This window comes from Streptomyces sp. NPDC006012, from assembly GCF_042871185.1.
GTDB lineage: Bacteria > Actinomycetota > Actinomycetes > Streptomycetales > Streptomycetaceae > Streptomyces.
Genome location: NZ_JBIAIE010000024.1, coordinates 1 through 12194, shown reverse-complemented (window position 1 = coordinate 12194; position 12194 = coordinate 1). Strand labels below are relative to the sequence as shown.

The following is a 12194-nucleotide window of genomic DNA, read 5'->3' as shown; positions in this document are numbered from 1 at the left end:
ACCGACGGCCTTCGCGGGCCACGGCGCTCACAGGGGCGCGGGGAACTGCGCAATCACTGCTCAACCAACCGCGCAGGGAACCCGCCGGTGGCAACCGGCCCCCACCGCGTCGGCGTGACCCGGATGATCGACTTGCCCTGCTTGACCATCGCCTCCCGGTACTCGTCCCAGTTCGGGTGTTCACCCGCGATGTTCCGGTAGTACTCGACCAGCGGTTCCACGGAGTCGGGGCTGTCGATGACCTCCGCCGTCCCGTCGACCTGGACCCACGGCCCGTTCCAGTCGTCGCTCAGCACGATCAGGCTGACCCGCGTGTCCCGCTTGGCGTTGCGGGTCTTGGCACGCTCCGGGTACGTGGAGACCACGATCCGGCCGGCGTCGTCGACCCCGCAGGTCAGCGGCGATGCCTGGGGGCCGCCGTCGGCCCGCCGGGTGAGCAGGATGGCGCGGTGCCGAGGCCGTACGAAGTCCAGCAGTTCGTCGAGGGAGACGGCGGTGTTCGTCGCGATGTTCGGTGCCATGGGGGAAGCCTAAGGGGCGGTGCCCCCGCTCTGGGTGACCCTGCTGTGCCTGCGTACACGCCTACATCTGCGGCAGCGTCTCGCCCTGCACCGCCTGGATGTCCAGTTCGATCTTCAGGGTGGTGCCGATGGCCACGATGCCTGCCTGGACGATCTGGTTGTAGGTGATGGCGAAGTCCGAGCGCTGTAGTTCCGTCGACGCGCGGAAGGCGCTCCGGATGCCGCCCCACGAGTCGGGGCCGGTGCCGAGGTAGGCCAGGTCGAGGTCGACCGGGCGGACGATACCGCGCATGGCCAGCTCGCCGTGGACCGTCCAGCGGTCCGGGCCGGCCGGTGACAGCCCGGTGGAGCGGTAGGTGATCTCGGGGTGCTGCTCGGCGTCCAGGAAGTCGGCGGACCTGAGGTGGTTGTCGCGCATGCCGTTGCCGGTGTCGATGGAGGATGCCCGGATCACCGCCTGGACGCGGGACTTCCCGATGTCGTCGGGCGCGATCTCGATCGAACCGGCGAATTCGGTGAACCGGCCGCGCACGCTGGAGATGCCCAGGTGCTGGGCGACGGCGGCCACGGACGTGTGCGCCGGGTCGATCGTCCACGGTCCCGGCGGGGGCAGTTCGACGTCGCCCTGCCGGGACAGCGTCACGGTACCTGCTTCGGCCCGTCCGCTCGCGGTGACGATCGCGCTGGAGGCGACGGGCGCGTACCCGATGGCCGTGACGATCACCGTGTACGCCCCGGGCGCGAGCGGGGTGGTGTCCCGCACGGCGCCTTCCGCGTCCGCCTCGGCCCGCAGTACCTGCGTGCCTGTCATGTCGGTCACCGTGACGACCGCGTGCGACACGGCCCATCCGTCCCGGGTGCGGATCCTCGCGGTCAGTCCCATCCCGTTTTCTCCCTCAGAAGCCATGGATCGAACATTTCCATGGTGGCTTCGAATATCTGTACAAATTGGTCGTAAAGTGTTCGGCCCGCGGGGGGCTGGCCGCCGCTCAGGGCGTACCCCCCACGGGCCGGAGTAGTGCGCTACTCGCCGGGGTGCGCGAGTTCGATGTCGTGTCCGTCGGCCCCGGTGCCCTGCACCGTCAGGGCCGTCGCCACCGGCGGGTAGCCGGTCGCGATGACGGTGTAGTCACCGGAGTCCAGGTCGGTGAAGGCGTACGCCCCGTCCGCCCCGGTGGTGGACGTGCTGACCACGTTGCCGGCCGCGTCCACCAGCGTCACCCTGGCGTCGCCCAGCGGACCGGACGGCGCCCGGACGACGCCCTGGAGCCGGGCCCCCGCCTCCAGATCCACCTCGACCCGGGTGACCCCGGCCCCACCGACCTCGACCAGCAGGGCCTGCGGCCGGAAGCCGGAGGCGTTCACCGCGAGCGTCACCGCGCCGGGCACCAGCTCACCGAAGGTGAACTGCCCCTGGTCGCCGGTGGTTCCGGTGGCGAGCAGATCGCCGCGCACATCGGTGACGATCACCATCGCGTCCTTGACGGGCAGCGCGCTGCCCGCCGCCCGGACGACGCCGCTGAGACCGCTGGTGCCGCTGAGCAGGACGTCGTACGACACCGGGTCCTCGTGCACCAAGACCGTGCTGGCCTGCGGCTGGAAGCCGTCGGCGGAGGCGATCAGGACGTACGAGCCCGCGCCCGGCGCGTTCAGCGCGTAGGAACCGTCGGCCTGGGAGACCGCGCGGCCCAGCTGGCTGCCGGAGAGGGAGATCAGGGTGACCGCGGCCTGGCCCACCGGGACGCTGTCGGCACTGCGGACGAAGCCGTGGATCGGTGTGCCGCCGGAGCCGGACTGCTCCGGCGCGGGCAGGGTGGCGACGGCGGTCAGCTGCCGCTCGGCGGCCGGCTGGAGGCCATCCCCGGTCTTCGCCACCACCGGGGAGGCCCAGCTGGGCACGTGCTCCGTGGCGGGCGCGGCGGCCTGGGCGGCGACGGCCGGCGCCGCGGCCACCGCGTCCTGCTGCGGGTTCTGCGCCGTGTTCTCGTCGGCGCTCTGCGCCAGCGCGCCCTTCGTCCGCAACGGAACCTCCTTGATGAACAGGGTGAGCAGGAAAGCGAGTGCCGCGAGGCAGGCGGCGATCAGGAACACATCGGCGATGGCGTGGCCGTAGGAGCTCTCGATGAGCGTGCGCACCGGGCCCGGCAGGGTCTTCACGTCCGGGATGGAGCCCGAGGAGTCCGAGCCGGCCAGGGCCTTGGCGTACCTCGGGTCCAGGTCGGCCACGCCGTCCTTGACGTAGTCGGTGATCTTGTGGGCCACCACCGAGCCCAGCGCGGAGACGCCGACCGCACCACCGAGGGAACGGAAGAAGGTGACCGTGGAGCTGGCCGAACCGAGGTCGGACGGATCCACCTGGTTCTGCGTGCACAGCACCAGGTTCTGCATCATCATGCCGATGCCGAGGCCCAGCATGGCCATGAAGACGGCCGTCTTCCAGTAGTCGGTGTCGTAGCGGATGGTGCTCAGCAGACCGAGGCCCGCCGTCACCAGCACGCCGCCGACGACCAGCCAGGCCTTCCAGCGGCCGGTGCGGGTGATGAACTGGCCGGAGACGGTGGAGGAGACGAACAGGCCGCCGATCAACGGGATGGTGAGGACACCCGACATCGTCGGGCTCTCGCCGCGGGCCAGCTGGAAGTACTGGCTGAAGAACACCGTGCCGGTGAACATCGCGACACCGACGAACAGCGAGGCGAGCGACGCCAGCGTGATGGTGCGGTTGCGGAACAGCCTGAGCGGGATGATCGGCTCGCTCGCCCTGGCCTCGGTGACCAGGAACAGCACGCCGAGCACGATCGCGCCGCCGACCAGCGCGTACGTCTGCCACGACAGCCAGGCGTACTTGGTACCCGCGAAGGTCACCCAGATCAGCAGCACCGAGACCGAGGCGGCTATGAAGAACGCGCCGCCTCCGTCGACCTTCACGTCCCGCTTCACCACGGGCAGGTTCAGGGTCCGCTGGAGCACGATCAGCGCGATGATCGCGAAGGGCACGCCGACGTAGAAGCACCAGCGCCAGCCGAGCCACGAGGTGTCGGTGATGACACCGCCGAGCAGCGGGCCGCCGACGGTGGCGACGGCGAAGGTGGCGCCGAGGTAACCGGAGTAACGGCCGCGCTCACGCGGGGAGATCATCGCCGCCATGACGATCTGCGCCAGGGCGGACAGACCGCCGACGCCGATGCCCTGGACGACGCGGCAGGCGATCAGCATGCCGGGGTTGTGCGAGAGGCCGGCGACGACCGAGCCCAGGACGTATATGACCAGGGCTATCTGGACGAGGGCCTTCTTGCTGTACAAGTCTGCGAGCTTGCCCCACAGGGGAGTCGTCGCGGTCATCGACAGCAGGGCGGCCGTGACCACCCAGGTGTAGGCGGACTGGCCGCCGCCGAGGTCGCCGATGATGCGGGGCAGGGCGTTGGAGACGATCGTGGACGACAGGATCGCCACGAACATGCCGAGCAGCAGCCCGGAGAGCGCTTCCATGATCTGCCGGTGCGTCATGGGAGCGAGTTCGGAGCCTCCCCCGTGCTTGGCGTGAGCCCGCACACCGGCTGGTGTGGTCGTTGCCATGGGCTTCCTTATCTACGTTTCTGCGTTTCTACGTTTCTACGGTTCGCGTGCTTATGCGGATGTACGGGTGGCCGTCGCTTCGAGGACGGGTGCGGACGTGGGCGCGGGCGCGGCTGCGGCCGCGGTTGCGGACTGCGACGGGTGAGGGGGCCTGGCGTGCGGGGGCCGGCAGTCGCCGAAACTGTCCTTGAGCCGAGCCATGAGCCGGATCAGCTGGGCGACCTCGTCGTCGGTCCAGTCGCCGAGCCGCTCGGCGAGCAGGTCGGTGGTGCGCCGCGCCAGGTCGTCCACCATGGCCTGGCCGGCGGGTGTGAGGCGCAGGATGCGCGAGCGCTTGTCGGCGGGGTCCGGGGATCGTTCGATCCAGCCCCGGTCGACGACGTGGGCGACGGACCGGCTGGTGACGGACATGTCCACGGAGAGCAGCTCGGCGAGCTTGCTCATGCGCATGTCTCCGTAACGCCCGAGCAGGGTCAGTACGGCGGCGGAACCGCTCGGGCAGTCGTGCGGGAGCACCCGCCGCAGGTCCCGGTGCACGGCCCCCACGGCGCTGAACTGGCGCCCCAGCTCCTCGAACTGCGTCTGCTCGGCCATCACACCTCCCGTGTTCGTTGCTTCAGGCAACATTAAGCTTGCTTGGTTGCTACAGGCAAACAAAAGGGGGGCGCCGGGTATAAAAACTTGGCAAAGGCAAGTATTACAAGCGTAAATATGCAGCTGGGTCCGGAGGGCGGGCGGAGGCGAGCGCGGAGTGCGCCGTGAGTGCGCGGTGAGTGCTCGGGTCCGGGGGCGGCACGGGTCCCGCGCGGCGGTTCGGACGACCGGTCCGCCGGTCTTCTTCGGCGCCCCCGCTTGGGCGGCCCCGCCCCTCTTCGCTAGTGTCTCGGCCCATGGCTAACACCCAGGGCCCCCAGGGCAACCAGGACCCCGCAGGCAGCACCCAGATGTTCCGCGCGTTCGTCGACGAGGCCCCGCAGGCCCGGCAGCAGGCGGCCGCCCCGGCCGGCCCCCGGGTCGGCGTGATCGTCGGCGTCGTCGTGGCCGTGGTGATCGTGGCGGTGGTGGCCTGGCTGGCGCTGAAGTAGGGCCGGGCCTGACCGGCGCCGGCTCGTCGAGGGGCTGCGCGGCCCGCGGTGAGCGCCGGCCGCGCGGTCCGGTCATTTCCAGGTGACGGACACGTCCTGCGTCTCGATGTGCATCCCCAGCGGTACCCGCCAGGAGTCGACGCACACCGTCCAGGTGTGGTCCTTGTCGGCCTTCGGGCCGAGCGGTGCCGGGAGGTCGACCGTGGACTTCACCGTCGCCCAGTCGATGCCGAGCGCGCCGATGACATGCGTCCCGAAGGTCACCGTTCCCGAACGGACCGCTGTTCCCCCGGTGTTGTGGAAGGTCACCGTCACCTTCTCGCACCAGCGTTTGTCGGTGCTCTCGCGGGCCGGGTCGTCCCAGGTGAGGGCGGCGGGGGTGGGTGGTGTGGCGGGGGTACCGGGTGGTGCCGGGGACCCGGTACCCGTACCGGTCGACGCGGTGCCTCCGGGAGCGGCCGGTGCGCCGGTTCCCGTTCCGCCGCCGGCCACGGATCCCTCGCCGCCGTCGCCGGAACCGGTCCTGCTGCCGCTGCGGCTGTCGGTTCCGTCGCCGTTGCCGCTTCCGTCGGGATCCGGGCGGTCCGGCCGCGCCTTTGAAGCCGGCCCGGTGGTGGACGACGTGCCGTCCGCGCCGGGCGATTGGTCGAGCGGTACGAGCGTCACCGGGGCGCTCGGCTTCAACGGCTTACCCGATGTCGACTGCGGGAAGCCCCCGGGCGCCCCGACGGCCACGTAGCCGTCGCTCCCGCCGCCGCCCCCGCACGAGGCCAGCACCGCGCCCAGGCAGACGGCCGCCGCCGACGCCGCTGTGACGGCGCCTCGGCGGCCCTGGGTGAGGCCCGTCCAGGGCCGGCGGACCGTTCCGGTCCGGAGCTCCGCGTCCGGTCTTGTTCCCGGTTCTGTTCCCGGCCCTGTTCCGGTCCGTGTGTTCCCTGTGTCCGATCCGGTCCCTGTCCCGGCTCCCGTTCCTGTCCCAGTGCCGCGCATCGGGACAGTTTGGCTGACGTACCGTCAGGAAGGAAGGGCCGGGAGGGAGTAGGGGCGGGCGGAAACAGGGGCGCGGGCGGAAAAGGGCCGGGCGGGAGAAGGGGCGGGCGGGAGAAGGGGCGGGTCCGGTCTCAGTCGGAGATGAGGCCCTCGCGCAGCTGCGCCAGGGTCCGGGTCAGCAGGCGGGAGACATGCATCTGGGAGATGCCGACCTCCTCGCCGATCTGGGACTGGGTCATGTTGGCGAAGAAACGGAGCATGATGATCCGCCGTTCGCGGGGCGGCAGTTTGGCCAGCAGCGGCTTCAGGGACTCCCGGTACTCGACGCCCTCCAGGGCGCTGTCCTCGTAGCCGAGGCGGTCGGCCAGGGAGCCCTCGCCGCCGTCGTCCTCGGGGGCCGGGGAGTCCAGGGACGAGGCCGTGTAGGCGTTGCCCACGGCCAGCCCGTCGACCACGTCCTCCTCCGACACGCCCAGGACCGCGGCGAGTTCGGGGACGGTCGGGGAACGGTCCAGCTTCTGTGACAGCTCGTCGCTGGCCTTCGTGAGCGCCAGCCGCAGCTCCTGGAGCCGCCGCGGGACCCGCACCGACCAGGAGGTGTCGCGGAAGAAGCGCTTGATCTCGCCCACGACCGTCGGCATCGCGAACGTCGGGAACTCGACCCCGCGTTCGCAGTCGAAGCGGTCGATGGCCTTGATCAGACCGATGGTGCCGACCTGGACGATGTCCTCCATCGGCTCGTTGCGGGAGCGGAAGCGGGCCGCCGCGTACCGCACGAGCGGGAGGTTGAGTTCGATGAGAGTGTCCCGGACGTAGGCACGCTCGGGGCTGTTCTCGTCGAGTGCGGCGAGCCGCAGGAACAGGGAGCGGGACAGGGTGCGGGTGTCGATGGCCTCCGAGCCGGCCGAGCCGGCCTTGGGCGTGGCCTCAAGGGCCGTGACGTCGTCGAGCACGTCGAGAGCGTCGAGCTCCTTGGGCGCTGCCTCGCTGCTCGTGGGCGTAAGCACCTTCGAGCTGCCCTGGTCTGCGGACATGCCACCCCCTTTGGGTCGCGGGACGGTCGTGGTGCGCCCCCTGAGAGGAACGCAACCTTCACCTGAATACCGGAGCGGGAGCCACGGCAAACGCGCTTTCCGCAGAATGTCACATGTCGGCAACACGCTGTAGTGACATGTCGACATGAAAGTTCTGAATCAGCCCAGCCAGGAGGGGGTCCGGTGGCTCGCGGGCCCGCGGATGTCGGAATCTTCCCCGGTGGGCGAATCGCTCGGCCCGGTGATCGATCGTTCTCGCATTCGGTTGTGCGCCGGAGCGTACGGAGGCGGTCTCGCGGCGGCCCCCGCCGACGGTCTTGTGACGGCCGCGGTGTGGCGGGGCTCTCCGGTGCCATTGGGGCGGCGGCCCGCCGGGGGCTTTGCGGCGGCTCTGCGGTGGCCTCGTGGTGGCAGCTCCGTGGTGGCTGTGGTGGCTGCTCCGTGGTGGCTTTTGTGGCGGCTGCTCTGCGGCGTGGCGTTGTGGGCGCCTTGCGGCGGCTGCTGTGTGGTGGCCTTGGGCGGCGGTTGCGTGGCGACTCGCACCCCGACGGCGCAGTACGGCCCACCCGGCCGGCGGAGCGCCTACGCGTCGATCCGGTTCGCCGACCGCAGCCGCTGGAAGCTGCGCGCGAGCAGCCGGGAGACGTGCATCTGGGAGACGCCGAGTTCCGCGCTGATCTGCGACTGGGTGAGGTTGCTGTAGTAGCGCAGCAAAAGGATTCTCTGCTCTCGTTCCGGGAGTTGGACCAGCAGGTGACGGACCAGATCGCGGTGCTCGACGCCGTCCAGGGCCGGGTCCTCGTAGCCGATGCGGTCCAGCAGCCCGGGCAGCCCGTCGCCCTCCTGCGCGGCCTCCAGGGAGGTTGCGTGGTACGAGCGGCCCGCTTCGATGCAGGACAGCACCTCGTCCTCGCTGATGCGCAGCCGCTCCGCGATCTCGGCGGTGGACGGGGAGCGTCCGAACGCCGTCGTCAGGTCCTCGGTCGCGCTGTTGACCTGCACCCACAGTTCGTGCAGCCGGCGCGGTACGTGGACGGTGCGGACGTTGTCCCGGAAGTACCGTTTGATCTCGCCGACGACGGTCGGCATCGCGAAGGTCGGGAACTGCACGCCCCGGTCCGGGTCGAAGCGGTCGATGGCGTTGATGAGGCCGATGGTGCCCACCTGGACCACGTCCTCCATGGGCTCGTTGCGGGAGCGGAAGCGGGCGGCCGCGTAGCGCACGAGCGGGAGGTTCGCCTCGATGAGCGCCCCGCGCACCCGGTTGTGCTCGGAGGTGCCCGGCTGCAGGTCCTTCAGCTGGGCGAAGAGGACCTGGGTGAGGGCGCGGGTGTCGGCACCGCGCCGCTTCTCGGGCACCGGTTCCGGGGCCGGAGCGGGAGTCCCGTCCTGGGGCGGCGCAGTACTGGCCGACAAGGTCAACGCCACCTCTTCTATCGGACACCTCCGTCAAAAGCGGTCATAGCATCACAAGACATGTGCACTGTGTTCAAGCACCGCATAACGACGTGTTGAGTGATGAAGTGGTGCATGAGACGCAAAAATCCCCGCACCATTCCGGTGCGGGGGCGGGGTTTCGACCGTACGGCTCAGACCTCGTAGTCGGCGATCACCCAGGTGGCGAACTCCCGCCACAGTCCGACGCCCGCCTGGTGCGCCGGGTGCTCCAGGTAGCGCTTGAGGGCGTCGGCGTCGTCGACCGCCGAGTTGATCGCGAAGTCGTAGGCGATGGGCCGGTTGGAGATGTTCCAGCCGCACTCCCAGAAGCGCAGGTCCTCGATGTGGTCGCCCAGGGGTCGCAACGCCGCCTCGCCCGCCTGGACCCGCGGGTCCTCGCGCTGGACGCCCTCGTTGAGCTTGAACATGACCAAGTGACGGATCATGGGCGTTCCCTCAGCTCTCTCCTCCATTGACGGCCCAGGTCATGAAGTCGCCGATGGCCTTGGCCGCGTTCGATATCCCCTCGAACCCTATCTGGACGTAGTCCGCCGCCTTGGCCGGGTCCGTGATGATCACGTACAGCACGAAGACCACGAGCACGTATACGGCGATCTTCTTGGCGTTCACCGCCACCGCGCCTCCCCTGTCACTGATGTGTCGTCGGGCCGCCTGCTGCCGGCGGTGAGTGTAGCCTTCACGCTCCCCACGGGAGCCAACGGCCCGCCGTCCGAGGGCTTTTACCGGGTTCGTACCGCCCACGCGAAAGGGCCCCGTCGCTCGACGAGGCCCTTCTACAGCGGTAGCGGAGGGATTTGAACCCTCGGTGACTTGCGCCACACTCGCTTTCGAGGCGAGCTCCTTCGGCCGCTCGGACACGCTACCGAGAGAGACCCTACAGCACCGGTGGCCAGGGGCCGAAATCGGTATTTCAGCGCTCTCGGAAGAACTCCGTGAGCAGCCGGGCGCAGTCGTCGGCCAGGACGCCCTCGACGACCTCGGGCCGATGGTTGAGCCGCCGGTCGCGTACCAGGTCCCACAGGGAGCCGGCCGCGCCCGCCTTCTCGTCGCGGGCGCCGTAGACGACGCGGTCGACGCGGGACTGCACGAGCGCGCCCGCGCACATCGTGCAGGGCTCCAGCGTGACCACCAGGGTGCACCCCGGAAGCCGCCAGGCACCCAGCTCGGCGGCGGCCCGCCGGAGCGCGAGAACCTCCGCGTGGGCCGTGGGGTCGCCGGTGGCCTCGCGCTCGTTGTGGCCGCTCGCGAGGACCGTCGTGCCGTCCGGGGCCAGCACGACGGCGCCGACCGGGACGTCCCCGCCCCGGACGGCTTGCCCGGCCTCCTCCAGGGCGAGCCGCATCGCGGCCCGCCAGCGGTCGCGTACCGGATCCGGGATCCGTTGCGCGGGTGATCCGGTCAGCGGACGGTCTCCAGCACCTCCGAGGCGCCCAGGGCCTCGGCGATCGAGCCCAGGGCGTCCTCCGCGTCCAGGGCGCGCAGTTCCTTCTCGCTGACGCCCAGGTCGTCGAGGATCTCGCTGTCGCCCACCGGGCCGTGGCCCACCGCGTCGGCGGACGGGCCGTCCTCGTCGTCCTCGTCCTCGGCCTCGGACTCACCGTCCTCCGTGCCGTCGAGGTCCAGGGCATCCAGGTCGGGGCCGTCCGAGCCGGGCTCGCGGCCGAGCAGTTCGTCGGTGAGCAGGAGCTCTCCGTAGGCGCTGCGGGCAGCGGCGACGGCGTCGGAGACGTAGATGCGCGGGTCGTCCTCGCCGTCCACGCGGACGACGCCGAACCACGCGTCCTCCTGCTCGATCAGGACGAGCACCGTGTCCTCTTCGGGAGAGGCTTCCCGGGCCAGGTCGGCCAGATCCGACAGGGTTTCCACATCGTCGAGCTCTGTGTCGCTCGCTTTCCACCCGTCTTCGGTGCGCGCGAGCAGTGCGGCGAAGTACACCGTGACTCTCCCACTGGTCTTAGGCGTGCCGGTTGGGGGTCCCCCCGGCGGAGGTTCTGGGCGGAGAGAGCTGTGCTCCGAGCCCCGCCCACTCGGAATCGTGGCAGAAACAAAGCGCTCAGGGGACGTCTTCGGCTCCCTGTGTCTGGCAGTTTTGATGGCGCGAATGCAAAGTCGCATCCGTACGTCGGTCAAGGAATCACCAGCGCACTCGTTGCCGCCACCTGCGGATCGTACGCGGCTTTTGGGCGCGCTCACGCACGGCCTCACCCGCAACGCACCGGGGACCGCCGATCTTCCCTACCAGCGGAAGGTGCGCATGCGCAGCGTCTGCCTGAGTCTGGCCACTTTGGCGCGGCGTGGCTGGACGCGGTCGCGCAGTTCGCGCGCCTCCGCCAGCTCACGCAGGAACCGGGCCCGGCGGCGACGGCGCTCGGCGTCGGTCTCGGCTTCGGGTCCGGGTTTGGGGTCGGGGCCGGGTTCGGACGCGGTCCCGGCTGTTGCGCCGGGCACGTCTGTGCGGTCGGGCGCGACGGGGTCGCCGGGCGCGTCCGACTGGTGATCAGGCTGCTCAGGCATCGTTTCACCACCCTGGTCAGTCCATCCCACTTTCCCCCGAACGGGTGGTTTGACGCCAGCGCGAGCGGCGCAAGGGCGCGGTTACTGTTATGAGCATGCGTCTCCACGTCGTCGACCACCCCCTGGTCGCCCACAAGCTCACCACGCTGCGCGACCGGCGCACCGACTCCGCGACCTTCCGGCGACTCGCCGACGAACTGGTCACCCTGCTGGCCTACGAAGCCACCCGGGACGTGCGGACCGAACAGGTCGACATCACCACGCCGGTGGCCACGACCACCGGCGTCAAACTGTCCCACCCGCGTCCGCTGGTGGTGCCGATCCTGCGCGCAGGGCTCGGCATGCTGGACGGAATGGTCCGGCTGCTGCCGACCGCCGAGGTGGGTTTCCTCGGCATGATCCGAAACGAGGAGACGCTGCAGGCGTCCACGTACGCCACCCGGATGCCGGAGGACCTCTCCGGGCGGCAGCTCTACGTCCTGGACCCGATGCTCGCCACCGGCGGCACGCTGGTCGCGGCGATCCGGGAGCTGATCAGGCGCGGCGCCGACGACGTGACCGCCGTGGTGCTGCTCGCCGCCCCGGAGGGCGTCGAGCTCATGGAGCGCGAACTCGCGGGTGCCCCGGTCACGGTCGTCACGGCCGCGGTCGACGATCACCTCAATGAGCAGGGCTACATCGTCCCCGGGCTGGGGGATGCGGGGGATCGGCTGTACGGCGCTGCCGAGTAGCACCGGGGGCCTGCGGCGCCTGTGCGGGTTCGGTGGCGGGTGCGGGTGTCTGCCGGGTCTGTGCCGGGTGCGCGGGGGGTGCCCTTGCGGGTTCGGTGGGGGCTGTGGGTGCCTGCGGCGCCTGTGCGGGTTCGGTGGGGGCTTGCGTAGCGCCCTGGTCTTGGTGGGTGGGTCGGGGGCGGGGGGGGGGGGGGGCGGCCGGCGCCGGGGGGGGGGGCCCGCCGGGGTGGGGGCCGGGGCGGGTGGCCGGCGCCGGGGGCGCGCCCCCCACCCCCCCGACCCCAA

14 protein-coding genes and 1 tRNA gene are annotated in these 12194 nt (G+C 70.6%); 2 read left to right on the top strand and 13 right to left on the bottom strand.

What is annotated here, in order from left to right:
- Positions 1-53 precede the first annotated feature (53 nt).
- The 4 genes from ACFYPJ_RS30490 to ACFYPJ_RS30475 form a co-directional block, all read right to left on the bottom strand.
- A complete protein-coding gene (locus ACFYPJ_RS30490; RefSeq protein WP_389024075.1) occupies positions 54-521 on the bottom strand; it encodes a PPOX class F420-dependent oxidoreductase in 468 nt (155 codons plus the stop codon).
- Positions 522-582: 61 nt separating this feature from the next.
- Complete coding sequence (locus tag ACFYPJ_RS30485) at positions 583-1404, bottom strand: YceI family protein (protein WP_389024072.1); 822 nt, start codon at positions 1402-1404, stop codon at positions 583-585.
- Between the two features lie 140 nt (positions 1405-1544).
- A complete protein-coding gene (locus ACFYPJ_RS30480) occupies positions 1545-4097 on the bottom strand; it encodes an MFS transporter (RefSeq protein WP_389024070.1) in 2553 nt (850 codons plus the stop codon).
- A gap of 51 nt (positions 4098-4148) precedes the next feature.
- Positions 4149-4691 carry a MarR family winged helix-turn-helix transcriptional regulator gene (locus tag ACFYPJ_RS30475; RefSeq protein ID WP_389024067.1) on the bottom strand — a complete coding sequence of 181 codons (543 nt, stop codon included), beginning with the start codon at positions 4689-4691 and terminating at the stop codon, positions 4149-4151.
- Positions 4692-4987: 296 nt separating this feature from the next.
- Between ACFYPJ_RS30475 and ACFYPJ_RS30470 the strand changes: the two genes are divergently transcribed.
- The gene (locus ACFYPJ_RS30470; protein ID WP_389024064.1) at positions 4988-5182 is read left to right on the top strand and encodes a hypothetical protein; all 195 of its coding nucleotides are present in this window, start codon (positions 4988-4990) and stop codon (positions 5180-5182) included.
- Positions 5183-5254: 72 nt separating this feature from the next.
- Here ACFYPJ_RS30470 and ACFYPJ_RS30465 read toward each other — a convergent pair whose 3' ends face one another.
- The 9 genes from ACFYPJ_RS30465 to ACFYPJ_RS30425 form a co-directional block, all read right to left on the bottom strand.
- The gene (locus ACFYPJ_RS30465; RefSeq protein ID WP_389024062.1) at positions 5255-5866 is read right to left on the bottom strand and encodes a hypothetical protein; all 612 of its coding nucleotides are present in this window, start codon (positions 5864-5866) and stop codon (positions 5255-5257) included.
- 437 nt (positions 5867-6303) lie between these two features.
- Positions 6304-7206: an RNA polymerase sigma factor SigF gene (locus ACFYPJ_RS30460; protein WP_389024059.1), complete on the bottom strand. Its 903-nt coding sequence runs from the start codon at positions 7204-7206 to the stop codon at positions 6304-6306.
- A gap of 582 nt (positions 7207-7788) precedes the next feature.
- Positions 7789-8628, bottom strand: coding sequence for an RNA polymerase sigma factor SigF (locus ACFYPJ_RS30455; RefSeq protein ID WP_389024320.1), 840 nt, complete (start codon positions 8626-8628; stop codon positions 7789-7791).
- Positions 8629-8795: 167 nt separating this feature from the next.
- The gene (locus ACFYPJ_RS30450; RefSeq protein ID WP_389024056.1) at positions 8796-9089 is read right to left on the bottom strand and encodes a Dabb family protein; all 294 of its coding nucleotides are present in this window, start codon (positions 9087-9089) and stop codon (positions 8796-8798) included.
- 10 nt (positions 9090-9099) lie between these two features.
- Complete coding sequence (locus ACFYPJ_RS30445) at positions 9100-9279, bottom strand: hypothetical protein (protein ID WP_389024054.1); 180 nt, start codon at positions 9277-9279, stop codon at positions 9100-9102.
- 164 nt (positions 9280-9443) lie between these two features.
- Positions 9444-9528, bottom strand: a tRNA-Ser gene (locus tag ACFYPJ_RS30440).
- A gap of 46 nt (positions 9529-9574) precedes the next feature.
- Complete coding sequence (gene tadA, locus ACFYPJ_RS30435) at positions 9575-10006, bottom strand: tRNA adenosine(34) deaminase TadA (protein WP_389024051.1); 432 nt, start codon at positions 10004-10006, stop codon at positions 9575-9577.
- A gap of 56 nt (positions 10007-10062) precedes the next feature.
- Entirely contained in the window at positions 10063-10599 is a 537-nt protein-coding gene (locus ACFYPJ_RS30430; RefSeq protein ID WP_389024049.1) for a hypothetical protein, read from the bottom strand.
- 300 nt (positions 10600-10899) lie between these two features.
- The gene (locus tag ACFYPJ_RS30425) at positions 10900-11178 is read right to left on the bottom strand and encodes a hypothetical protein (RefSeq protein WP_389024046.1); all 279 of its coding nucleotides are present in this window, start codon (positions 11176-11178) and stop codon (positions 10900-10902) included.
- Positions 11179-11273: 95 nt separating this feature from the next.
- Between ACFYPJ_RS30425 and upp the strand changes: the two genes are divergently transcribed.
- Positions 11274-11909, top strand: coding sequence for a uracil phosphoribosyltransferase (upp, locus tag ACFYPJ_RS30420; RefSeq protein WP_389024043.1), 636 nt, complete (start codon positions 11274-11276; stop codon positions 11907-11909).
- Positions 11910-12194 lie beyond the last annotated feature (285 nt).